Genomic DNA, 22,397 nt, shown 5'->3' with positions numbered 1-22,397 from the left:
CCCGATCCGAGGCCGACGCAAGGCCCGGATCGGCATGGAGAAAGGCGCACCACACATGACCTCTGCGCAGGTCGACACGGACAAAACCCCCGAAGAGGGCTACGAGCGCGGGCTCAACAGCCGCCAGGTCCAAATGATCGCGATCGGCGGCGCCATCGGCGTCGGCCTCTTCCTGGGCGCCGGGGCCAACATCGCCAAGGCCGGCCCCAGCATCATCCTCATGTACGCCCTCGCGGGCGTGATCATCTTCTTCATCATGCGGGCGCTCGGCGAGCTGCTCCTCTACCGCCCCGTCTCCGGCTCCTTCGCCGAGTACTCACGGGAATTCCTCGGTCCCTTCTTCGGCTACTTCACCGGCTGGACGTACTGGCTGATGTGGGTGGTCACCGGCATGGCGGAACTCACCGCCGCCGCCATCTACATCCACTACTGGTTCCCGGACATCCCGCAGTGGGTGTCGGCCCTCGTCTTCCTGGTCCTGCTGTTCGTCGCCAACCTGATCTCGGTGAAGCTCTTCGGCGAGATCGAGTTCTGGTTCTCGATGGTCAAGGTCACCGCCATCATCGGCATGATCGTGATCGGCATCGGCGTGCTCACCCTCGGCTTCAGCCAGGCCGGCGACACCGCCGCCGTCTCCAACCTCTGGGAATTCGACGGCTTCTTCCCCAAGGGCATCGGGTCGTCCCTGATGACCCTCCAGGGCGTCATGTTCGCCTACCTCGCCGTCGAGCTGGTCGGCGTCACCGCCGGCGAGTCCGAGAACCCGGAGAAGACCCTCCCCAAGGCGATCAACACCCTGCCCTGGCGCATCGCCCTCTTCTACGTCGGCGCCCTCACCGTCATCCTGGCCGTGGTCAAGTGGACGGAGTTCGCCGAGGGCGTCAGCCCCTTCGTGAAGGCCTTCACCGTCATCGGCATCCCGGCCGGCGCCGGCATCGTCAACTTCGTCGTACTCACCGCCGCCCTGTCGTCCTGCAACTCCGGCATGTACTCCACGGGCCGCATGCTGCGCTCCCTCGCGGACAACGGCGAGGCACCCAAGGTCTTCAACCGGCTGTCGTCCACCAAGACCCCTGCCATCGGCATCGGCGTCTCGGTCGTCTTCATGGGCATCGGCGTCGTCCTGAACTACGTCGTCCCGGAGAAGGCCTTCGGCTACGTCACCTCCGTCGCCACCGCCGCCGGCATCTGGACCTGGCTGATGATCCTGATCAGCCACGTCCTGTACCGCCGCAAGGTCGTCGCGGGCCGCCTGCCCGCCTCATCCTTCCCGGCGCCGGGCGGCTCGCTGTGCTCCTACGTCGCCATCGCCTTCCTGCTCTTCGTCACCTGCCTGATCGCCTACGACGCCGACGCCCGCGTCTGCCTGTACGTGATGGCCGGCTGGGCCGCCGCCCTCGGCATCGGCTGGGCGGTGCTCAAGGCCCGCAACCCGGAGATCACCGACCGGCCCGGCGAGCCGGAGTTCGAGAAGATCGGCTGACCAGCGCGTTTGCGCGCACCCAGGACGTCCGGTCACCGGGGACGCTCGTGGCGTCCCCCACGGCCACCGCTCAGGACGTCCGGCATGTGGACCGGTCCGTACCACCCATCGGTACGGACCGGTCCCTCTGCTTATGCTGGCCGCATGCTGACCATCACACAGGCCCTGTACGACCAGATCGTCGCCCACGCGCGCGAGGACCACCCCGACGAGGCGTGCGGCGTGGTGGCCGGCCCCGTGGGCGAGGGCCGCCCCGAGCGGTTCATCCCGATGCTGAACGCCGCCCGCTCGCCGACGTTCTACGAGTTCGACTCGCAGGACCTGCTCAAGCTCTACCGGGAGATGGACGACCGCGACGAGGAGCCGGTGGTCATCTACCACTCCCACACGGCCACCGAGGCCCACCCCTCCCGCACCGACATCACCTACGCCAACGAACCCGGCGCCCACTACGTCCTGGTCTCCACGGCGGACACCGACGGCGCCGGCGAATTCCAGTTCCGGTCGTTCCGGATCGTGGAGGGAGAGGTGACGGAGGAGGAGGTCAAGGTCGTTCAGGCGTACTGACCGGCCTCGTCCCGAAGGGATCTCGTATCACGGATGGAACGTGTCCAGAGAGTGAGATCACACTCCGGAAGCCGGACCGGGAATCGATACGATGTGCCCATGGTTCTTCTCGACGTGAGCGAAAAGGCGCCGGGCACGCTGCTCGTGGCGCGCCTGCACGTCGACCTGTGCAGGCTGAACAGCGCCATCTGTTGATCTTCCGCTGCCGCCGTACGGCCGTGAGCCGCGGCGCGCTGCCGCGTGCCGCCGCGCGCCCCATCGAACCGACGACACCTCCCGACAGGAGCCCTCAGCCATGGCCATCGAGGTCCGCATCCCGACCATCCTCCGCCAGTACACCGACGGCCAGAAGGCGGTGGAGGGCACCGGGGACACCCTCGCCCAGCTCTTCGCCGACCTCGAGACCCGGCACACGGGCATCCAGGCCCGCATCGTGGACGGCGAGCAGCTGCGCCGCTTCGTCAACGTCTACCTGAACGACGAGGACGTCCGCTTCCTCGACGGCATCGACACCAAGCTCACCGACGGCGACAGCATCACGATCCTGCCGGCCGTCGCCGGCGGTATGGCCTGATCGGCGATGCGCTACGACTCCCCGCTGGCCGCGGTGGGCAACACCCCCCTGGTACGCCTGCCGCGGCTGTCGCCGTCCGACGACGTCCGTATCTGGGCCAAGCTGGAGGACCGCAACCCGACCGGCTCGATCAAGGACCGCCCCGCGCTCCACATGATCGAGCAGGCGGAGAAGGACGGCCGCCTCACCAAGGGCTGCACGATCCTCGAACCGACCAGCGGCAACACCGGCATCTCGCTCGCCATGGCCGCCAGGCTCAAGGGCTACCGCATCGTCTGCGTCATGCCCGAGAACACCTCCCAGGAGCGCCGCGACCTGCTCGCCATGTGGGGCGCGGAGATCGTCTCCTCCCCGGCCGCGGGCGGCTCCAACACCGCCGTACGGGTCGCCAAGGAACTCTCCGCCGAGCACCCCGACTGGGTCATGCTCTACCAGTACGGCAACCCGGACAACGCGGGCGCCCACTACGCCGGCACCGGCCCCGAGATCCTCGCCGACCTGCCCTCCATCACCCACTTCGTGGCCGGCCTCGGCACCACCGGCACCCTCATGGGCGTCGGCCGCTACCTGCGCGAGAACAAGCCGGACGTGAAGATCGTCGCCGCCGAACCGCGCTACGACGACCTGGTCTACGGCCTGCGCAACCTCGACGAGGGCTTCGTACCCGAGCTGTACGACGCCTCCGTCCTCACCACCCGCTTCTCGGTCGGCTCCGCCGACGCGGTCACCCGCACCCGGGAGCTCCTCCAGCAGGAGGGCATCTTCGCGGGCGTCTCCACCGGCGCCGCCCTGCACGCCGCGATCGGCGTCGGGAAGAAGGCGGTGAAGGCCGGCGAGAGCGCGGACATCGTCTTCGTCGTCGCCGACGGCGGCTGGAAGTACCTCTCCACCGGCGTCTACACGGCGGCCACCACCGAGGAAGCCATCGACACCCTCCAGGGCCAGCTCTGGGCCTGACGAGAACCGCCGGGGCCCGCTACGACGCGAGGTGACGGACCTGGTCCCACAGGACCGGGTCCACCACACCCACCCGGCGCCGGAAGTCCCCCACGGGCACCTCCCGCAGCTCGTCGGTCTCCAGGAAACTCGTCCGCCCCCGCGCGTCCCCGACCGAACCCGGCGGCAACGCGATCACCCCGGCCCGCTCGTCCCGGTACCGGCTGGTGATCTTCGCGACCAGCACCCGCCGCCCGCGCACCGAGATCACCAGGCACGGCCGGTCCTTCGCACCGTCACGGTCCTCGTACGGCACGTTCGCCCACCAGATCTCCGCGGGCCGCGGCCGCGCCGCGGCACGCCCCCTCGGACCCGTGGGCCGTCCCGGCGGACGCCGGCGGCCATCCGGCCGGCGCGGCCGCCGCCCCCGTCCCCGGCCGTCGACGACCGCGGCGACGAGCGCGAGCAGCACCACCGCCGCGAGAGCGAGCCACCAGGACGTGTCCATACCGACGACCGTACCCGCGCGCACCGCACCCCGCGCGCCCCCTCGGCGGTCCCGTGCGCCCCACGTCCAGCCGAACCGGTGACACCACAGGTGAGTTCGCCCACAACGGCCCCTGGCGGAGGAGCGACCGCAGGTTTTGCGCCTTACGCTCGACAAACCGCACGACCCCCGTCTCTCCACACCCGCCAGCGGAGGTTTCTGCTTCATGAAGCTCACCGTCGTCGGCTGCTCGGGGTCGTTCCCGTCCGCGGAATCGGCCTGCTCGAGCTACCTCGTCGAGGCCGACGGCTTCCGGCTGCTCCTCGACATGGGCAACGGCGCCCTCGGCGAGCTGCAGCGCCACTGCGGTCTCTACGACCTCGACGCGATCTTCCTCAGCCACCTGCACGCCGACCACTGCATCGACATGTGCGCCTACTTCGTGGCGCGCTACTACCGGCACGACGGCGGCCGCTGCGACCCCCTCCCGGTCTACGGACCCGAGGGCACCGAGCACCGGCTCACCACCGCCTACGCCGACACCCCTTCGGCCTCGTCCATGAGCGAGGTCTTCGACTTCCACACGGTCAAGCCGTCCACCTTCGAGGTCGGACCCTTCACCGTGCACACCGAACGCGTCGCCCACCCCGTGGAGGCCTACGCCGTCCGCGTCGAGCACGGCGGCCGGTCGCTGACCTACTCCGGCGACACGGGCGTCACCCCCGTGCTGGACGAACTCGCCCGCGACACCGACCTGTTCCTGTGCGAGGCCGCCTTCACGCACGGCAAGGAGAACATCCCCGACCTGCACCTCAACGGCCGCGAGGCCGGCGAGAGCGCCGCCCGCGCCGGCGCCCGCCGCCTGGTCCTCACCCACATCCCCCCGTGGACCGACCCCCAGGTCAACCTCGCCGACGCGCGCGAGGTCTACGACGGGGCGGTGGAGGTCGCCGCACCGGGCGCGGTGTACCGGGTCTAGCCCGTATACCGCGGTACGCACGCACCGCAGGCACGAACGAGGCCCCGGAACCTTCCCGGTTCCGGGGCCTCGCTCATGCCTGACGGCGGGGACTCACGCCTTCGTGAGGTCCTCGATCTCCTCCTCGGGCTCGCGGCCCGGGGTCTTCAGGTTGAACTTGACGATCGCGAAACGGAACGTCACGTAGTAGATCGCCGCGAACACCAGACCGATCGGGATGATCAGCCATGGCTTGGTGGCCAGGTGCCAGTTCAGGGCGTAGTCGATGGCGCCGGCCGAGAAGTTGAAGCCGGCGTGCACACCCAGGCCCCAGGTGATCGCCATCGAGATGGCGGTGAGCACCGCGTGCAGCACGTACAGGACCGGCGCGATGAACATGAACGAGAACTCGATCGGCTCGGTCACACCGGTGACGAACGAGGTCGCGGCCAGCGAGACCATCATGCCCATCACGGCCTTGCGGCGCTCCGGGCGGGCGCAGTGCGCGATGGCGATCGCGGCGGCCGGCAGACCGAACATCATGATCGGGAAGAAGCCCGACTGGAAGATACCGGCGGACGGGTCACCGGCCAGGAAGCGGGTGATGTCGCCGTTCACGACCTCACCGGCCGAGTTCGTGAAGTCGCCGAGCTGGAACCAGGCCACGGTGTTGACGAACTGGTGCATGCCGACCGGGATCAGCGCCCGGTTCACGCCGCCGAACAGGGCCGCGCCACCCGCGCCGAGGCCGGTCATCCACTCACCGAAGTTGGAGATGCCGGTACCGATGGGCTCCCAGACCAGACCGAAGAAGACACCGACCACGATGCCGACGAAGGCCATGATGATCGGCACCAGCCGCCGGCCGTTGAAGAAGCCGAGCCAGTCCACCAGCTTGGTGCGGTGGAACCGCTGCCACAGGACGGCGGCGAGCAGACCCATGATGATGCCGCCGAGGACACCCGGGTCGTTGTACGTCGCCGCGGCGTCCTCGCCCTGCTTGACCACCGCCTCGGTGACCGGGAAGGCCTCCAGCACCTTGCTGTAGACGAGGAAGCCGACCACCGCGGCCAGCGCGGTCGAGCCGTCCGCCTTCTTGGCGAAGCCGATGGCCACGCCTATGCAGAACAGGATCGGCAGCGAGCCGGTCAGAGCACCGCCCGCGTTGTTGAAGACGGCGGCGACCCGGTCCCAGCCCAGGCCGTCCTTGCCGAAGATGTCGTCCTGGCCGAGCCGGACCATGATGCCCGCCGCCGGCAGCACGGCGATGGGGAGCTGCAGGCTGCGGCCGATCTTCTGCAAACCCTGGAAAAGACCAGATCCCCGCTTCTTTGCGGGGGCCGCCTTGTCGGTGGCGGTGCTCATACTTCCTCCATCGGGTGGTGGTCTACACCACTCAGTGGTGTAGACCTGTTGTAGCACGATGAAGGCCGCGTAAGGAACCCGCGATTCCGCGACCGAGGCACTACGCCCCGTGCACGATCAACACCCCGCACACGCCCACGCCCGCCCCCCCGCGCGCACGCGCACGCACGTCCCCGCACGCGCCCGCGCGAGAGCGTGCCGAAGGCCCCCGGACCGACGGTCCGAGGGCCTTCGCAAGACCACGCGCAAAGCGTACGCGAGGGTACGTGAGGTCTACACCTTCGTGACGTCCTCCACCTCGTCCTCCGGCTCCCGCCCCGGAGTCTTCAGATCGAACCTCGTGATCGCGAACCGGAAGACCAGGTAGTACACCACCGCGAAACACAGGCCGATCGGAATGATCAGCCACGGCCGGGTCGCCAGGTTCCAGTTGATGACGTAGTCGATCAGCCCCGCCGAGAAACTGAACCCGTCCTTCACCCCCAGCGCCCACGTCACCGCCATCGACACACCCGTCAGCACCGCGTGCACCGCGTACAGCACCGGAGCGATGAACAGGAACGAGTACTCCAGCGGCTCCGTGATCCCCGTCACGAACGACGTCAGCGCCAACGACAGCATCAGGCCGCCGACCTCCTTGCGCCGGTGCGGCTTCGCGCAGTGCGTGATCGCCAACGCCGCCGCCGGCAGCGCGAACATCATGATCGGGAAGAAACCCGAGGTGAACTGACCCGCGTCCGGATCACCCGCCAGGAACATGTTGATGTCCCCGTGCACCACCGTGCCGTCCGGCTTGGTGTAGCTGCCGAACTGGAACCACATCGGCACGTTCAGGAACTGATGCAGACCGATCACCAGCAACGCCCGGTTCGCCAGCCCGAACACACCCGCGCCCCACGCACCGATCCCGGTCATCCAGTCACTGAAACTCTCCAGCGCGTCACCGACCGGCGGCCACACCCACAGGCACAGCGCGGCGAACAGGATCGCCACGAACGCCATGATGATCGGCACCAGCCGGCGCCCGTTGAAGAACCCGAGCCAGTCCACCAGCTTCGTCCGATGGAACCGCTGCCAGAAATAGGCCGTCAGCAACCCCATCACGATGCCGCCGAACACTCCCGGATTCTGGAACGTGAACGCCGTCACCGTCCCCGACCCGTCCGTCAGCCGGCACCCGATCTGCGGCACCGCCCGCGAACCCTCCGGACAGTCCTCCGGGAACTGCCGCAACACGTTGAAGTAGACGAGGAACCCCGCCACCGCCGCCAGCGCCGTCGAGCCGTCCGACTTCTTCGCCATCCCGATGGCCACACCCACACAGAACAGCAGCGGCAGCCCCAGCGAACTGTCGAGCAGCGCACCACCCGCGCCCGTCATCACCTTCGAGACGTTCGACCAGCCAAGACCGTCGTCCCCGAAGACATCCGGCTGCCCCAGCCGGTTGAGGATGCCCGCGGCGGGCAGGACCGCGATGGGCAACTGAAGACTGCGGCCCATCTTCTGCAACCCTTGGAACGCCGCGTTCCAACGGGCACGGGCGGGACTGACCGTGCTGTCGGCACTCATCCGGTCTCCATCCGGTCTCGGTCCGGTTCGACCCGGCCGCCGGTACACTGGTGTAGACCAGTTGACGGACGGCTCCGCCGTCGTGACGCCATCATTCGCGACAGACCGCACGATGGCTCGCGAAGATGGGCCAACTGTGGGTTACTGCGACAAAGCGGCTCGGATCAGGGAGAACGAACATGGCCAGCAAGGCTGAGAAGATCGTCGCCGGCCTCGGCGGCATCGACAACATCGACGAGATCGAAGGCTGCATCACCCGCCTCCGCACCGAGGTCAACGACCCCGACCTGGTCAACGAAGCCGCCCTCAAGGCCGCCGGCGCCCACGGCGTCGTCAAGATGGGCACCGCCATCCAGGTCGTCATCGGCACCGACGCCGACCCGATCGCCGCGGAAATCGAAGACATGATGTAAAGACGCCCAGCGCACCGAGAGGGGCCCTTCCCACCACGGGAAGAGCCCCTCTCGTGCGCCCGCTAGGCTCACCCGCATGTCACGCATCGACGGCCGCACCCCCCAGCAACTCCGCCCCGTCACCATCGAACGCGGCTGGAGCAAGCACGCCGAAGGCTCCGTCCTCGTCTCCTTCGGCGACACCAAAGTCCTCTGCAACGCCTCCGTCACCGAAGGCGTCCCCCGCTGGCGCAAGGGCAGCGGCGAAGGCTGGGTCACCGCCGAATACGCCATGCTCCCCCGCGCCACCAACACCCGCGGCGACCGCGAATCCGTCAAGGGCCGCATCGGCGGACGCACCCACGAGATCAGCCGCCTCATCGGCCGCTCCCTGCGCGCCGTCATCGACTACAAGGCCCTCGGCGAGAACACCATCGTCCTCGACTGCGACGTCCTCCAGGCCGACGGCGGCACCCGCACCGCCGCCATCACCGGCGCCTACGTCGCCCTCGCCGACGCCATCACCTGGGCCCAGACCACCAAGAAGCTCATCAAGCCCAGCCGCAAGCCCCTCACCGGCACCGTCTCCGCCGTCTCCGTCGGCATCATCGACGGCACCCCGATGCTCGACCTCCCCTACGAGGAAGACGTCCGCGCCGACACCGACATGAACGTCGTCTGCACCGGCGACGGCCGCTTCGTCGAGGTCCAGGGCACCGCCGAGGCCGCACCCTTCGACCGCGACGAACTCAACGCCCTCCTCGACCTCGCCGCCGCCGGCTGCACCGAACTCGCCGAACTCCAGCGCAAGGCCCTCGGCACGGTCCTCGAAAAGTAAAGAGCACCCCAAGGACGCATCAAGAAAGGCGGCCCGGACACGCAACTCCGCCGCCCACCACCGCGTCACTAGGAATACAGCAGTACAGCAGTTCTACGGGCGTACGGCCGGACACACCCGCCGTACGCCCGACGCCGCACCGACCGCACACGGGCCACCCGGCCCTGTCCCGAGGGGGGACCGAGACCCATGGCCGCGAGCCGCCACCGACGCCTTCGCCGCATCACCGTCACCGCCGCAGCCGTGGCGACCTTCGCCCTGACGACCGGCCTCACCACCGGATGCGACGCCGTCGACAAGGCCCTCGACTGCGTCAAGACCGCCGACGCCATCGCCGACAGCGTCACCGCACTCCAGCAGGCCGTGGAGGACGCGTCCAACGACCCGACACAGCTCGAGGAATCCCTCAACTCCATAGACAAGAACCTCGACAAGATCGGCGACCAGACCGACAACACCGACGTCGGCAAGGCCGTCGACGACCTCGGCAAGGCCGTCGGCAACGTCCGCACCTCGGTCGAGAACGGCGACAACACCCCCGACCTCAGCCCCGTCACCGACGCGGCCGGCGAACTGACGAAGGTCTGCACGCCCTGAGGGCGGTGCGCGCGGGCCGGCGAGGGCCGGGATACTGAACCCCATGACCCGCCTGATCCTCGCCACCCGCAACGCCGGAAAGATCACCGAACTGAGGGCCATCCTCGCCGACGCGGGCCTGCCCCACGACCTCGTCGGCGCGGACACCTACCCGGAGATCCCCGACGTCAGGGAAACCGGCGTCACCTTCGCCGGGAACGCCCTCCTCAAGGCCCACGCCCTCGCACAGGCCACCGGCCACCCCGCCGTCGCCGACGACTCCGGCCTCTGCGTCGACGTCCTGGGGGGCGCCCCCGGCATCTTCTCCGCCCGCTGGTCCGGCACCCACGGCGACGACAAGGCCAACCTCGACCTCCTCCTCGCCCAGCTCGGCGACATCGCCGACGAACACCGCGGCGCCCACTTCGCCTGCGCGGCGGCCCTCGCCCTGCCCGACGGCACGGAACGGGTCGTCGAGGGCCAACTGCGAGGCACCCTGCGCCACGCCCCCGCCGGTACGGGCGGCTTCGGCTACGACCCGATCCTCCAGCCGGAGGGCGAGACACGGACGTGCGCGGAACTGAGCGCGGAGGAGAAGAACGCGATCAGCCACCGGGGCAAGGCGTTCCGGGCGCTGGTGCCGGTGGTGCGGGAGCTTTTGGGCTGAGGCCCACGAGAGGGGCCGCCCAATGGGCGGCCCCTCTGTCCGTGCGGCCGGTGGGACTCGAACCCACACGGGCTTTCGCCCACGGCGATCTAAACGCCGCTCGGCTGCCAGTTACGACACGGCCGCGTGGCCGCCATGTTACCGGTTGAGGGCCACTTGACTACGTCTGCCCCCTCGGCACCAGGTGCGGGTGATCGCGTGGCAGTTGGGGCAGAGCAGCCGCAGATTCTCGCGCCGGTCGTCGCTCCAGTCGCCGTTGATGTGGTCGATCTCCAGTGTCATCGGTTTGCCGAGCCATACTGGGCCGACATCACAACGAGCGCACTGTTCAGTTGTCCCAACCGCCAGAAGCGCCCGGCGTAGGCGCTTCGTCGTTGTTCGGTGGGTGCGGCGGTGCTTGACCAACCTCGCGCTCGAAGTGCGAGACATCCACTCCCAGCTTCCTCATCCGATCGAAGACATACCGCCGTTTCCAGCTCTTCGGATCCACCCCCAACCGCACCAACGCCTCCGTCAGCGTCCGTGCCCCCCGAGCCGCCTCCTCCAGCCGCTCCTGGCTGTACGCACTTGCTGCCATCGATTCCCCTCCGTCCCCGGCCGCCCGTTCGCAGCCTCCCTCGTACGGAGTAACGAACCGGTTATCGGACAGTCACGCACGATAAACGGAAGGGGCCGTACCGGTCGTGCGGTACGGCCCCTGTGCGGACGGGGACTCAGATGCCCAGGTCCTTGATGATCTTGGCTACGTGGCCCGTCGCGCGGACGTTGTACAGGGCGTGTTCGATCCTGCCCTCCTCGTCCACCACGAACGTGGAGCGGATGACGCCCATGTAGGTCTTGCCGTAGTTCTTCTTCTCGCCGAAGGCCGCGTACGCGTCGAGGACCTTCTTGTCCGGGTCGGCGAGGAGGGTGACCTTCAGGGACTCGGCGTCGCGGAACTTGGCCAGCTTCTCCGGCTTGTCGGGGGAGATGCCGATGACGTCGTACCCGGCGCCGGCCAGCAGCTCCAGGTTGTCCGTGAAGTCGCACGCCTGCTTCGTGCAGCCGGGGGTAAGCGCGGCGGGGTAGAAGTAGACGATGACCTTGCGGCCCTTGTGGTCGGACAGGGACACCTCGTTGCCGTCGGCGTCCGGGAGGGTGAAGGCGGGGGCCGGGTCCCCGGGCTGGAGTCGCTCGCTCATCGATCCAGCGTAACCGGGGGTCCTGACAGTGCACGGGGGCGTGGAGCTGACAGACTGTCCGGGACAGTGTCGGAAGACTTCGGAGGCGTACGGTGGCGGACACGTCGGACATCAGAACCCCGGCGCAGATCGAGGCGGACATCAGGCGTCGCCGCGAGGTGCTGGCCGAGACGCTCGACGAGATCGGGATGCGGGTGCACCCGAAGACGATCGTGGGCGATGCGAAGGCCAAGGTCGCCTCCAGCGTCGATCACACCCTCGGGCGGGCGTACGTCCAGGTCAATCGTGTGGTCAGCGATGTGAAGGCGCAGTTCGTGGACGAGGAGGGCTCGCCGCGGATGGAGCGGGTCGTGCCCGTCGCGCTCGTCGTGGTCGGGGTCGTGGGGCTGTTCGCCCTGAGCGGCACCCGGCGGCGCGGGCGCTGAGCCCGGGCAGGTAGGTTTCAGGGCGTGAGCGCCAAGAGAAACGAGCACCCGCAGGACGACAAGCTGCCCATCCGGATGCTGCACGACCGTGTACTCGTGAAGCAGGACACCGGTGAGGGCGAGCGGCGTTCCGGGGGTGGCATCCTGATTCCCGCCACGGCTGCCGTCGGCAAGCGGCTGGCCTGGGCCGAGGTCGTCGCGGTGGGGCAGAACGTGCGGACCGTGGAGCCCGGTGACCGGGTGCTGTACGACCCGGAGGACCGAGCGGAGGTCGAGGTGCGGGGTACGGCGTACGTGCTCATGCGCGAGCGTGATCTGCATGCCGTGGCCGCGGACCGGTTCGAGGGGTCGGAGGATTCGACCGGGCTGTATCTCTGATCCGGCAGTAGGCGAAGGCCTCAGGAGGCTTCAGGGGCTGGTGATCAAGGTCACCAGCCCCTTTCTCCTGTCTTTGCTAGCTTGGAGGTACCCGACGAGACGCGCCGTACCGGGCTGAAGGAAAAGACGACGCACCACCGTTCAGTTCGTTTCACGGAGGTGCCTGTCATGGCCTGGGTTCTGCTGCTCGTCGCCGGTCTGCTCGAGGTCGGCTGGTCGATCGGGATGAAGTACACGGACGGTTTCACCCGGCTGGTGCCCAGTCTGTTCACCGGTGCCGGGATCGTCGCCAGCATGGTGCTGCTGTCGTACGCGGCCCGGACGCTGCCCATCGGTACCGCGTACGGCGTGTGGGTGGGGATCGGTGCGGCCGGTGCGGCGGTGCTGGGCATGGTGGTGCTGGGGGAGCCGGTGACCGCCGCCCGGATCTTCTTCATCTGTCTGCTGCTGGTCGCCGTCGTGGGGCTGAAGGCGACCTCCGGTCACTGATCCGGCCGGTGCGGTGTCACTGGCGGCGGGGCGGGGTGGGGAGGCCGCCGATCACTCCGGTGTCCGAGTCGCCGTCGCCGTCGCCGCCGCCCGCGCCGGTCGAGTCGCCGCCGCCTCCTTCGGTGGTGCCGCCGTTGGACGAGTCGTCGCCGGAGGGGCCCGGTGCGGTGGTGGGGCCGTCGGTCGGCGGGGCGCCGGTTTCGCTGCCGCCGGGCGGGGTGCTGCCGCCGCCGGTCCGGTCCGGGGTTCCGGTGTCGCTGTCCTCGTCGTCGCGGGTCGACGTGTCGCCCGGCTGCTCGCTGCCGCTCTTCTCGCCCGGGCCCGGCTCGTCCGAGGAACCGGCGGACGGGGACTCGGTGATGTTGGCGCCGGCCTGGAGCTGGAGGTCGAAGGCGGTGACCGGTTCGCCCTTGAGGGCGTTGCGGGTGTACTGGCCCCAGATCTCGGCGGGTGCGCCGCCGCCGTTGATCCGCTCCAGGCCCATCGCGCCGTACAGCGGTTTGTGGGCGGCGGTGACGGGGTCCTGGCCCATGACGGCGACGACCGTGGCGAGCTCGGGGGTGTAGCCGGCGAACCAGGCGGCCTTGTCCTCCTCGGCGGTGCCGGTCTTGCCGGCGGCGGGGCGGCCTGCTGTCTGGGCGGCGGTGGCGGTGCCGTTCTGGACGACGCTGCGCAGGACGGAGGTGGTGGTGTCGGCGGCTTCGCGGCTGACGACCTGTTCCTCGTGGCGCCCTGGCAGTTCGACCTCGTGCTTGCCGTCCTTCAGGACCTTCTCGACGAAGGTGTACGTGCCGTGCCGGCCGTGGTTGGCGAGGGTCGCGTAGGCCTCGGCCATGTCGAGGGGGCTGGCGTGGGCGACGCCGAGGGCGATGGACGGTGAGGGCACCAGTTCGGGAGTGTCGGGTGAGAGGCCGAGGTCGATGGCGGTCTGCTTGACCTTGTCGGAGCCGACGTCGACGGCCATCTGGGCGTACACGGCGTTGATGGACTTGTCGGTGGCCTCGCTGACGGTGACGTCGCCGTAGTCGTGGTGGTCCTCGTTCTCCGGGGCGTAGCGGCTGCCGCTCCAGCCTTCGACGGGGCGTTCGCTGGTGCCGTCGTAGATGGTGCCGGGCCTGATCAGGCGGCCGTCCTGGGTCCGGGAGCCGTTGGCGACGGCGGAGGCGAAGACGAAGGGCTTGAAGGTGGAGCCGACCTGGAAGTCCCGGCGGACGGCGTTGGGTGTGTACTGCTTGACGTAGTCGATGCCGTTGTACATCGCGACGACCTTGCCGGTCTTCGGGTCGACGGAGGCGCCGCCCGCGCGGACGTAGGTGTCGACCTTGCGGTCCTTCTGGTCGAGCCTGGACATCAGTTTGTCGTCGACGGCCTTGACGAAGGCGTCCTGCTTGTCCTTGTGGAGGGTGGTGGTGATGCGGTAGCCGCCGCGGTCGAGTTCCTCCTCGGCGACGATGTCGTTCTTGGCGAGGTAGTCCTTGATGATGTTGACGAGGTATCCGCGCTGTCCGGACATGCTGGTGGAGACGGTGGTCTCCTTGGGCGTGGGGAACTTCGTGCCGGCGCGTTCGGCCGCGGTGAGCCAGCCCTTGTCGACCATGCCGTCCAGGACGTAGTTCCAGCGGGCTTCGACGGCGGGCTTGTTCTCGGGGTGGGCGACGACGTCGTACTGGCTGGGTGCGTTGAGCAGGGAGGCGAGGTAGGCGCCCTGGGCGGGGGTGAGGTCCTTGGCGTCGATGCCGTAGTAGGCCTGGGCGGCGGCCTGGATGCCGTAGGCGCCGCGGCCGAAGAAGCTGGTGTTGAGGTAGCCCTCGAGGATGTCGTTCTTGCTCTTCTCGCGGTCGAGCTTGATCGAGATGAAGAACTCCTTCACCTTGCGGGTGACGGTCTGTTCCTGGGCCAGGTAGTAGTTCTTGACGTACTGCTGGGTGATGGTGGAGCCGGACTGCTTGCCCTGGCCGGTGGCGGTGTTCCAGCCGGCGCGGACCATCGCCATGGGGTCGATGGCGGACTCGGTGTAGAAGTCGCGGTCCTCGGCGGCGAGGACGGCGTGCTGGGCGTCCTCGGAGATGCGGGCGAGGCCGACGCTCTCCCGGTTGACCTCGCCGTCGCGGGCGAGGACGCTGCCGTCGGCGTACAGGTAGACGTTGGACTGCTTGGTGGCGAGCGCGTTGGCGGCCGGGATCTGTACGAGGTGGTAGCCGAGGAAGAAGCCGCCGATCAGCAGCAGGACGCCGATGACGCAGGTGCTGAGCGCGATGCGCCAGGTGGGGATCAGCCTGCGCCATCCGGTCCGCCTCGGCCGCTTGGGCTTCTTGGTCTTCCCCTCGCCGGCCGCCTGTGGCTCTCTCGGCGCCCAGCCCTGGTTCGGCTGCTGCGGCTGAGGCTCGTCACTCATCTCGTGCACGGACTCCTGTTTCGCGTCGTACGGTCGTCTGTTCTCGTGTCTCGTACGGCCTTGTGCGCTTCTGCGTCCTTCTGACGCCCTGTGCGCCCTCTGCGGCCTCTGGGCCCTCTGGGCCCTCTGGAGAAGACTCTCGCACCGGGTGTTCCGTTCCCGCTCGGCGGCAAGGCTGTGAAATTGCGTGGCACGGGCGGTCGCCGTCGCACTAAGCTCCTGCGCTTTGGTGCCTGGTCGGAGGAGGGGGGCTGTGGGCGTGGGTTCGGGGCGGTTGTACGTGGCCGTCGCGGCGGGGGGATTCAGACGGTACGCGACGTATCGGGTGGCTACCGCCGCCGGGGTGTTCACCAACACGGTCTTCGGTTTGATCCTGGTTTATACCTATTTGGCCCTGTGGGACGAGAAACCGCAGCTCGGCGGCTACGACCAGGCGCAGGCCGTCACTTTCGTGTGGCTGGGCCAGGCCCTGCTGGCGGCGCTGGCGATCGGGGGCGGCGGGTTCGAGGACGAGCTGATGGAGCGCATCCGAACGGGTGACATCGCCGTCGATCTGTACCGGCCGGCGGACCTTCAGCTGTGGTGGCTGGCGGCGGACGTGGGGCGGGCGCTGTTCCAGTTGCTGGGGCGCGGGGTGGTGCCGTTCGTGTTCGGGTCGCTGTTCTTCCCGGCGGCGCTGCCGCGGGAGGTGTCCACGTGGGTGGCGTTCCTGGTGGCGGTGGGGCTGGCGACGGTGGTGGGTTTCGCGCTGCGGTATCTGGTGGCGCTGTCGGCGTTCTGGCTGATGGACGGGACGGGGGTGACGCAGATGGCGTGGCTCGCGGGGTTGTTCTGCTCGGGGATGCTGCTGCCGCTGAACGTGTTCCCGGGGGCGCTCGGCGAGGTGGTGCGGGCGCTGCCGTGGTCGTCGCTGCTGCAGGCACCGGCGGACGTGCTGCTGGGGGAGGCCGATCCGCTGGGGACGTATCTCTTCCAGGCGTCCTGGGCGGTGGTGCTGCTGGCGGTGGGGCGGTTGGTGCAGTCGGCGGCGACGCGGCGGGTGGTGGTGCAGGGTGGCTGAGACGGCTCACGAGGCCGGCGGCGACGGGGCCGGTGGAAACGGGGCCGGTGGAAACGGCCGGGTCGTCGAGGGGCTGCGTGCGTACGGTCTGATCGCCGCGATGTGGGTCCGGTCGACGATGGCGTACCGGACGTCGTTCGTGCTGACGACGTTCGGGAACTTCGCGATGACCGCGCTGGACTTCGTGGCGATCCTGCTGATGTTCTCCCGGGTCGACGCGCTGGGCGGCTGGTCGCTGGCCGAGGTGGCGTTCCTGTACGGGCTGTCCGGTGTGTCCTTCGGGCTGACCGACCTGTCGATCGGCTCGATGGAGCGGCTGGGCCGCCGGGTGCGCGACGGCACGCTGGACACGCTGCTGGTGCGTCCGGCGCCGGTGCTGGCGCAGGTGGCCGCGGACCGGTTCGCGTTGCGCAGGCTGGGCCGGGTGACGCAGGGGGTGCTGGTGCTGGGGTACGCGCTGGTGGTCATGGACATCGACTGGACGGCGGCGAAGCTGCTGCTGATGCCGGTGATGGTGCTCAGCGGGGCGGGGATCTTCTGTGCGGTGTTCGTGGCGGCGGGGGCGTTCCAGTTCGTGGCGCAGGACGCCTCGGAGGTGGCGAACGCCTTCACCTACGGCGGTACGACGATGCTGCAGTACCCGCCGACGGTTTTCGCGCTGGACCTGGTGCGGGGGGTGACGTTCGTGATGCCGCTGGCGTTCGTCAACTGGCTGCCGGCGAGCTATGTGCTGGGGCGGCCGTATCCGCTGGATCTGCCTCAATGGGTGGCGTTCACGCCGCCGCTCGTGGCGGTGGCCTGTTGTGCGGTGGCGGGGCTGGCCTGGCGGGCGGGGCTTCGTTCCTATCGGAGTACGGGGAGCTGAGGGAGTTGGGGAAGTTGACGGAGTCGGGAGGGCCGGGGACGTCGGCCGAGGAGGGCGGTGAGGGGCGGTCGCCGGGTGCGGGCTTCATCGAGGTCGACGGTGTGGAGAAGGTCTTCGACGTACGCAGGAAGACCGGTTTCCTGAAGCGGGAGCGACGGCAGGTGCGGGCCGTGGACGGGCTGTCGTTCAGCGTGGCGCGCGGCGAGATGGTCGGTTACATCGGGCCGAACGGTGCCGGGAAGTCGACGACGATCAAGATGCTGACCGGCATTCTGACGCCGAGCGGCGGCCGGCTGCGGGTGGCCGGTATCGATCCGTCCCGGGAGCGGGCGCGGCTGGCGCACCGTATCGGGGTGGTGTTCGGGCAGCGGACGACGCTGTGGTGGGACCTGCCGCTGCTCGATTCCTACCGGCTGATGCACCGCATGTACCGCATCCCGGACGCCCGTTACCGGGAGAACCTGGACCGCTGTGTGGAACTCCTCCAGTTGCGGGAGCTGTTGGACGTTCCGGTGCGGCAGCTGTCGCTGGGGCAGCGGATGCGCGGCGACATCGCGGCGGCGCTGCTGCACGACCCGGAGGTGCTGTACCTGGACGAGCCGACGATCGGTCTGGACGTGGTGTCGAAGGCCAAGGTGCGGGGTTTCCTGCGGGACTTGAACGCGGAGCGCGGCACCACGGTGCTGCTGACCACCCACGACCTGCAGGACATCGAGCAGTTGTGTTCGCGGGTGATGGTGATCGACCACGGGCGGATGATGTACGACGGTTCGCTGGAGGGGTTGCACGAGGCGGGGGAGAGCGAGCGGACGCTGGTGGTGGACCTGGAGCGGGAGTTGCCGCCGATCGAGGCGCCGGCGCCCGCGCGGGTGGTGCGGGTGGACGGGCCGCGGCAGTGGCTGGCGTTCCCTGCGTCGGCGTCCGCGGCGGGGCTGGTGGCGCGGATCGCGGCGGAGTACCCGCTGGTGGACCTGTCGGTGCGGGAGCCGGACATCGAGTCGGTGATCGCCAGGATGTACGCGGAGCGCGCGGGCGCGTAGTGTCCGGCGCGGTGACCTCGTAGGCTGCTGTCCATGACCGACGACGCCCCGGAACTCCGCGCATCCGACGCCGACCGTGAACGAGTCGCCGAGGTCCTGAGGGACGCCCTCGCGGAGGGGCGTCTGGACATGGCCGAGTTCCAGGAGCGGCTGGACACCACGTACAGCGCGCGCACGTACGGGGAGCTGGCGCCGATCACCCGGGATCTGCCGGTGGGTTCCGTGGACGGGCCGCCCCGGGTGTCGATGACCAAGGAACCCGAGCGGAGCGGGGACTGGGCGGGCCGGATCACCGGCGGCGAGGGGTCGTCGTCGTGGGCGGTCGCCGTGATGTCAGGGTTCCAGCGCAAGGGGCGCTGGACGGTGCCGAGGCGGTTCAACTCGTTCGCGTTCTGGGGCGGCGGGGAGATCGACCTGCGTGAGGCGGTCTTCGCCGACCGCGAGGTCGTGATCAACTGCGTGGCGATCATGGGCGGGATGAACGTGATCGTGCCGCCGGGTGTCGAGGTGATCGTGCGCGGCGTCGGCGTCATGGGCGGTTTCGACCACCGTGAGGAAGGCGTCCCCGGGGATCCGGGCGCGCCGCGTGTCGTCGTGACGGGTTTCGCCCTGTGGGGCGGGGTCGGTGTCGAGCGCAAGGTGACGTGGGCGGAGCGGCAGCGGCAGAAGGAGGAGCGCCGGCAGGAGAAGCGGGAGCGCAGGGCCGCGTCGAGGGAGCGGCACTCCTCCTTCCGGGAGGAGGTGGAGGGTGCCCACCGCAGGATGCTGGACGGGCACCGGGACATGATGCGCGAGCACCGTGACGAACGCCGCGAGGAGCGCGAGCTGCGCCGCGAGGAGCGGGACCGCCGCAGGTGGGACGAGGACTGAGCGGGCCGGGGGTACGGGCCGCGGGCGCGGGGGTTCCGGTGCCGCGTCCTCGGGTCGCGGTGGTTCGGTGCCGCGTTTCTCGGGCCGAAGCTGGTTCGGTGCCGCGTCCTCGGGTCGCGGTGGTTCGGTGCCGCGGCCTTGGGACGTAGTGGTTCGGTGCCGCGCTCCCGGGCACGGTGGGTCGGTGCCGCGCTACCAGGTCAAAGCTGGATCGGTGCCGCGCCCTTCAGGTCGTCCAGGTCGAGGAGCCGGCCCATCCGCGCGTACCCCTTGTCGCTGGGGTGCAGGTGGTCGCCGCTGTCGTAGTCGGAGCGCAGCCGGCGCGGGTCGTAGGCATCGCGCAGGGCCTTGTCGAAGTCGACGACCGCGTCGAACACGCGGCCCGAGCGGATCTCCTCGTTGATCTCCTGCCGCATCGTCTCGCGGGCCTGGGTGTAACGGCCGTAGCCGCCGAACGGCATGATCGTCGCGCCGACGACCTTCAGGCCGCGGGCGTGGGCCCGGTCGGTCATCGTGCGCAGGCCGTCGAGGATGCCTTCCCGGTCGGCGAGTTCCGGGCTGTGCAGGATGTCGTTGACGCCGAGGGCGATGACGACGACCTTGACGTTGGTGCGGTCGAGCACGTCCCGGTCGAAGCGGCTCAGCGCGCTGGGGTTGTCGGCGGGCCGGCCCGTCCTGCCGGTCAGGATCCGGTTGCCGCTGATGCCCTGGTTGACGACGCCGTAGCGGGGGGTGTCCCGCCCGTCCTCGGCCGCGTCGTGCAGTCGCTCGGCGAGGATGTCGGGCCAGCGGTGGTTGGCGTTCATCTCGGCGCCGAAACCGTCGGTGATCGAGTCGCCGACGGCGACGGCGGTGCCGTCGGCCTCGTGGCTCAGCACGTCCAGCGCGGTCAGGTAGCGCCAGTACGGGGTTTTGGTCGTGTACGCGACGCCGGTGACGTCCGCGGTGTGCTCGCCGTCGGCGACGTAGCTGGTCTGCCGTGCGTTCGGGTGGTGGGTGACCGGTCCGGACGGCACGGGGGAGTAGGTGGTGACCAGGACGTCGGTGCCGTACGGGACGGTGAGGCGGGCGAGGTCGCTCATCACCTGTCCGCCCGCCGGGATGACGACCCGGGGGCTGCCGGCGAAGGTGAGCCGGCGCATGGTGTCGGCGAGCGCGGCGGCGGTGCCGGGACCGTCGGCCAGGGCGATGGTGGCGTGCGTGACGGTCAGCGGGGACTGCCCGTAGAGGTTGGACAGGGTGATGCGCGCGCTGGTGCCGCCGATGCTGGTGTGCACGACGTTGCGCACGGAGCGGCCCGCCATGCCGGTCGCGCGGGTGCCCGGTTCGGCCGCGGCCGGTGAGGCGGACCAGGCGCCGACCCAGGTGCCGGTGGAGGCGGGAGCGGCGTCGCCGCGCGGGAGGGGGCCGCCGGCGAGTGGTGTGCGGTCCCTGGCGCCGTCGTCGGCGGACACTCCGGCGTATATGGCCGCGGAGATCGCCACTATCAGGGTGACGATCGCCGCGAGCAGGGCACGGTGCTTGGTGGGGGGCGCCCCCGCACCCCCGTCACGACCCCGGGTCATGCTGTGCTGTTCTCCTCGGGCGAGGGGAGCCCCGAGGCTCCGGTCCGATGAACCCATGATGCGGCATGGGCCGGGAAAAGGCCGCAGGACTCCCACGGGATCCCCGGGCGTTCCCCTCCGGGACAGACGCCGGGAACTTGTGTTCCGTTCCAGGAGTCGGTCAGGAAGGGACAATGTGTGCGGGACGGATCAGCGAACGGTGGAGCGGATGGAACGCGCGAAAGCGGAACTGCCTGACGGTTCCGGAGGTGCCGGTCGTTTCGGGGGTGCCGGTGGCTCTGGGGGTGCCGGTGGTTCCGGGGGTGCCGGTGGTTCCGGAGGTGCCGGTGGCTCTGGGGGTGCCGGTGGTTCCGGAGGTGCCGGTGGCTCTGAGGGTCCCGGTGATTCAGGGCAGGACGCCGGGGCGGGTGCGGGAGGCGGCGCCGTACGCGACCGTGCGATGACGGCCTTCAGCCCGGCCGACGAGGAAAAGCGCCGCGGTGTGCGCCGCATGAAGCTCACCGCCACCGGCCTGCTGCTGTTCGTCGCCGTGGTCTACGTCCTGGCCGAGTGGGCCTCCCACCGCGGCGCGGGCGCCTGGGCGGGCTATGTGTCGGCCGCCGCCGAGGCCGGCATGGTCGGCGCGCTCGCCGACTGGTTCGCGGTCACCGCCCTCTTCCGCCACCCCCTCGGCATCCCCATTCCGCACACCGCGATCATCCCCAAGAAGAAGGACCAGCTGGGTGTCTCGCTGGGCGAGTTCGTCGGCGAGAACTTCCTCTCCGAGGACGTCGTACGCGGGCGGCTGCGCGCCGTCGGCATCGGCAGCCGGCTCGGCACCTGGCTCGCCGTGCCGGAACACGCCGACCGGGTGACGGCCGAGCTGTCCGCCGCCCTGCGCGGCGCCCTCACCGTGCTGCGCGACTCCGACGTGCAGGCGGTGGTGGGGGAGGCGATCACCCGGCGGGCCGACGCGCAGGAGATCGCCCCCGGCATCGGCAAGCTGCTGGACCGGATCGTCGCCGACGGCGGTCACAAGCGGGCCGTCGACCTGATCGTCTCCCGCGCCCACGACTGGCTGGTCCTGCACGGCGACTCCGTGATGGACGCCGTACAGGGCGGGGCACCCGGATGGACGCCCCGGTTCGTGGACAAGAAGATCGGTGACCGCGTCTACAAGGAGCTGCTGCGCTTCGTCACCGAGATGCGCGACATGCCCGCCCACCCGGCGCGCGGCGCCCTCGACCGCTTCCTCGCCGACTTCGCCTCCGACCTCCAGTCCGACACGGAGACACGCGCGCGTGTGGAGCGGCTGAAGACCGAGGTGCTGGGCCGCGGGGAGGTGCAGGACCTGATCGCGTCCGCCTGGACGGCCGTACGCTCCATGATCGTCTCGGCGGCGGAGGACGAGCGCAGCGAACTGCGCATGCGGGTGCGGGCCTCGCTGCTGTCGCTGGGCGCCCGGATGGCCTCCGACCCGAAGGTGCAGGGCAAGGTCGACACGTGGGTCGAGGGTGCCGCGGTGTACGTGGTCACCACCTACCGCCGCGAGATCACCTCCCTGATCACCGACACGGTGGCGAGCTGGGACGCCGAGCACACCACGAAGAAGATCGAGGCGAACATCGGCCGGGACCTGCAGTTCATCCGCATCAACGGCACGGTGGTCGGCTCGCTGGCCGGGCTGCTGATCTACACGGTCTCCCGCATGCTGGGGGCGTAGGGCTGCTCCGGAGGC

The 22,397-nt window shown here is 69.6% G+C and carries 24 protein-coding genes, 1 tRNA gene, 1 pseudogene and 1 riboswitch; of the genes and pseudogenes, 18 read left to right on the top strand and 8 right to left on the bottom strand.

Annotated features, from left to right (window positions below; genetic code table 11):
* Positions 1 to 55: 55 nt before the first annotated feature.
* The 5 genes from ACH4F2_RS02645 (at position 56) to ACH4F2_RS02625 (ending at position 3,581) form a co-directional block, all read left to right on the top strand.
* Positions 56 to 1,483 (top strand): amino acid permease, encoded by a 1,428-nt coding sequence (locus ACH4F2_RS02645; RefSeq protein ID WP_398130847.1) that lies wholly within the window; start codon positions 56 to 58, stop codon positions 1,481 to 1,483.
* A gap of 144 nt (positions 1,484 to 1,627) precedes the next feature.
* Positions 1,628 to 2,050, top strand: coding sequence for a Mov34/MPN/PAD-1 family protein (locus ACH4F2_RS02640; RefSeq protein WP_398130846.1), 423 nt, complete (start codon positions 1,628 to 1,630; stop codon positions 2,048 to 2,050).
* A 99-nt stretch (positions 2,051 to 2,149) separates the two neighbouring features.
* Positions 2,150 to 2,245, top strand: coding sequence for a putative leader peptide (locus tag ACH4F2_RS02635; RefSeq protein WP_310873142.1), 96 nt, complete (start codon positions 2,150 to 2,152; stop codon positions 2,243 to 2,245).
* Positions 2,246 to 2,345: 100 nt separating this feature from the next.
* The gene (locus ACH4F2_RS02630) at positions 2,346 to 2,624 is read left to right on the top strand and encodes a MoaD/ThiS family protein (protein ID WP_398130845.1); all 279 of its coding nucleotides are present in this window, start codon (positions 2,346 to 2,348) and stop codon (positions 2,622 to 2,624) included.
* A gap of 6 nt (positions 2,625 to 2,630) precedes the next feature.
* Positions 2,631 to 3,581 (top strand): PLP-dependent cysteine synthase family protein, encoded by a 951-nt coding sequence (locus tag ACH4F2_RS02625; RefSeq protein ID WP_398130844.1) that lies wholly within the window; start codon positions 2,631 to 2,633, stop codon positions 3,579 to 3,581.
* 19 nt (positions 3,582 to 3,600) lie between these two features.
* Here ACH4F2_RS02625 and ACH4F2_RS02620 read toward each other — a convergent pair whose 3' ends face one another.
* Entirely contained in the window at positions 3,601 to 4,068 is a 468-nt protein-coding gene (locus ACH4F2_RS02620) for a type II toxin-antitoxin system PemK/MazF family toxin (RefSeq protein ID WP_398130843.1), read from the bottom strand.
* A gap of 205 nt (positions 4,069 to 4,273) precedes the next feature.
* On the opposite strand from ACH4F2_RS02620, the gene ACH4F2_RS02615 reads away from it, so the two are divergent.
* Positions 4,274 to 5,026: an MBL fold metallo-hydrolase gene (locus ACH4F2_RS02615; protein WP_398130842.1), complete on the top strand. Its 753-nt coding sequence runs from the start codon at positions 4,274 to 4,276 to the stop codon at positions 5,024 to 5,026.
* A 93-nt stretch (positions 5,027 to 5,119) separates the two neighbouring features.
* Here the strand turns inward: ACH4F2_RS02615 and ACH4F2_RS02610 are convergent, their stop codons facing one another.
* Complete coding sequence (locus ACH4F2_RS02610) at positions 5,120 to 6,370, bottom strand: PTS transporter subunit EIIC (RefSeq protein WP_398130841.1); 1,251 nt, start codon at positions 6,368 to 6,370, stop codon at positions 5,120 to 5,122.
* 273 nt (positions 6,371 to 6,643) lie between these two features.
* A complete protein-coding gene (locus ACH4F2_RS02605) occupies positions 6,644 to 7,939 on the bottom strand; it encodes a PTS transporter subunit EIIC (protein ID WP_398130900.1) in 1,296 nt (431 codons plus the stop codon).
* A gap of 179 nt (positions 7,940 to 8,118) precedes the next feature.
* Here ACH4F2_RS02605 and ACH4F2_RS02600 point away from each other — a divergent pair, with 179 nt between their 5' ends.
* The 4 genes from ACH4F2_RS02600 to rdgB all read left to right on the top strand — a co-directional run bounded on the left by ACH4F2_RS02600 (position 8,119) and on the right by rdgB (position 10,412).
* Positions 8,119 to 8,352, top strand: a complete 234-nt coding sequence (locus ACH4F2_RS02600; protein WP_007388582.1) for a glucose PTS transporter subunit EIIB — start codon at positions 8,119 to 8,121, stop codon at positions 8,350 to 8,352.
* Positions 8,353 to 8,428: 76 nt separating this feature from the next.
* Entirely contained in the window at positions 8,429 to 9,169 is a 741-nt protein-coding gene (rph, locus tag ACH4F2_RS02595) for a ribonuclease PH (protein WP_398130840.1), read from the top strand.
* Between the two features lie 189 nt (positions 9,170 to 9,358).
* Positions 9,359 to 9,766 carry a hypothetical protein gene (locus tag ACH4F2_RS02590; RefSeq protein ID WP_398130839.1) on the top strand — a complete coding sequence of 136 codons (408 nt, stop codon included), beginning with the start codon at positions 9,359 to 9,361 and terminating at the stop codon, positions 9,764 to 9,766.
* Positions 9,767 to 9,809: 43 nt separating this feature from the next.
* A complete protein-coding gene (rdgB, locus tag ACH4F2_RS02585) occupies positions 9,810 to 10,412 on the top strand; it encodes an RdgB/HAM1 family non-canonical purine NTP pyrophosphatase (protein WP_398130838.1) in 603 nt (200 codons plus the stop codon).
* A gap of 42 nt (positions 10,413 to 10,454) precedes the next feature.
* Here rdgB and ACH4F2_RS02580 read toward each other — a convergent pair.
* From ACH4F2_RS02580 to bcp, 3 genes and pseudogenes are all read right to left on the bottom strand, one after another.
* Positions 10,455 to 10,538, bottom strand: a tRNA-Leu gene (locus tag ACH4F2_RS02580).
* Positions 10,539 to 10,550: 12 nt separating this feature from the next.
* Positions 10,551 to 10,989, bottom strand: a pseudogene (locus ACH4F2_RS02575) (HNH endonuclease).
* A 136-nt stretch (positions 10,990 to 11,125) separates the two neighbouring features.
* Positions 11,126 to 11,593 carry a thioredoxin-dependent thiol peroxidase gene (gene bcp, locus ACH4F2_RS02570; protein WP_398130837.1) on the bottom strand — a complete coding sequence of 156 codons (468 nt, stop codon included), beginning with the start codon at positions 11,591 to 11,593 and terminating at the stop codon, positions 11,126 to 11,128.
* Positions 11,594 to 11,685: 92 nt separating this feature from the next.
* Here bcp and ACH4F2_RS02565 point away from each other — a divergent pair, with 92 nt between their 5' ends.
* The 3 genes from ACH4F2_RS02565 (at position 11,686) to ACH4F2_RS02555 (ending at position 12,885) form a co-directional block, all read left to right on the top strand.
* The gene (locus tag ACH4F2_RS02565) at positions 11,686 to 12,018 is read left to right on the top strand and encodes a DUF3618 domain-containing protein (RefSeq protein ID WP_398130836.1); all 333 of its coding nucleotides are present in this window, start codon (positions 11,686 to 11,688) and stop codon (positions 12,016 to 12,018) included.
* Between the two features lie 75 nt (positions 12,019 to 12,093).
* Positions 12,094 to 12,396 carry a GroES family chaperonin gene (locus ACH4F2_RS02560; protein WP_398130899.1) on the top strand — a complete coding sequence of 101 codons (303 nt, stop codon included), beginning with the start codon at positions 12,094 to 12,096 and terminating at the stop codon, positions 12,394 to 12,396.
* Between the two features lie 66 nt (positions 12,397 to 12,462).
* Positions 12,463 to 12,532: riboswitch (guanidine-III (ykkC-III) riboswitch) on the top strand.
* Positions 12,533 to 12,564: 32 nt separating this feature from the next.
* On the top strand, positions 12,565 to 12,885 hold the full coding sequence (locus ACH4F2_RS02555; RefSeq protein WP_055417143.1) for a multidrug efflux SMR transporter: 321 nt from the start codon (positions 12,565 to 12,567) through the stop codon (positions 12,883 to 12,885).
* A gap of 16 nt (positions 12,886 to 12,901) precedes the next feature.
* Here ACH4F2_RS02555 and ACH4F2_RS02550 read toward each other — a convergent pair whose 3' ends face one another.
* Positions 12,902 to 15,280, bottom strand: a complete 2,379-nt coding sequence (locus ACH4F2_RS02550) for a transglycosylase domain-containing protein (RefSeq protein WP_398130835.1) — start codon at positions 15,278 to 15,280, stop codon at positions 12,902 to 12,904.
* 253 nt (positions 15,281 to 15,533) lie between these two features.
* On the opposite strand from ACH4F2_RS02550, the gene ACH4F2_RS02545 reads away from it, so the two are divergent.
* The 4 genes from ACH4F2_RS02545 (at position 15,534) to ACH4F2_RS02530 (ending at position 19,115) form a co-directional block, all read left to right on the top strand.
* Positions 15,534 to 16,340 carry an ABC transporter permease gene (locus ACH4F2_RS02545; protein WP_398130834.1) on the top strand — a complete coding sequence of 269 codons (807 nt, stop codon included), beginning with the start codon at positions 15,534 to 15,536 and terminating at the stop codon, positions 16,338 to 16,340.
* On the top strand, positions 16,333 to 17,205 hold the full coding sequence (locus ACH4F2_RS02540; RefSeq protein ID WP_398130833.1) for an ABC transporter permease: 873 nt from the start codon (positions 16,333 to 16,335) through the stop codon (positions 17,203 to 17,205). The genes ACH4F2_RS02545 and ACH4F2_RS02540 overlap by 8 nt, the downstream gene beginning before the upstream one ends.
* A gap of 86 nt (positions 17,206 to 17,291) precedes the next feature.
* Positions 17,292 to 18,245: an ATP-binding cassette domain-containing protein gene (locus ACH4F2_RS02535; protein WP_398130898.1), complete on the top strand. Its 954-nt coding sequence runs from the start codon at positions 17,292 to 17,294 to the stop codon at positions 18,243 to 18,245.
* Between the two features lie 33 nt (positions 18,246 to 18,278).
* A complete protein-coding gene (locus ACH4F2_RS02530) occupies positions 18,279 to 19,115 on the top strand; it encodes a DUF1707 domain-containing protein (RefSeq protein ID WP_398130832.1) in 837 nt (278 codons plus the stop codon).
* Between the two features lie 200 nt (positions 19,116 to 19,315).
* Here the strand turns inward: ACH4F2_RS02530 and ACH4F2_RS02525 are convergent, their stop codons facing one another.
* The gene (locus ACH4F2_RS02525; RefSeq protein ID WP_398130831.1) at positions 19,316 to 20,680 is read right to left on the bottom strand and encodes an SGNH/GDSL hydrolase family protein; all 1,365 of its coding nucleotides are present in this window, start codon (positions 20,678 to 20,680) and stop codon (positions 19,316 to 19,318) included.
* Positions 20,681 to 20,888: 208 nt separating this feature from the next.
* Between ACH4F2_RS02525 and ACH4F2_RS02520 the strand changes: the two genes are divergently transcribed.
* Positions 20,889 to 22,382, top strand: coding sequence for a DUF445 domain-containing protein (locus ACH4F2_RS02520; protein ID WP_398130830.1), 1,494 nt, complete (start codon positions 20,889 to 20,891; stop codon positions 22,380 to 22,382).
* Positions 22,383 to 22,397 lie beyond the last annotated feature (15 nt).

Source organism: Streptomyces sp. NPDC017890, assembly GCF_044328675.1.
Classification (GTDB): Bacteria; Actinomycetota; Actinomycetes; order Streptomycetales; family Streptomycetaceae; genus Streptomyces.
The sequence above is the reverse complement of the archived record's forward strand: the minus strand, read 5'-3'. Positions and strand labels throughout refer to the sequence as shown.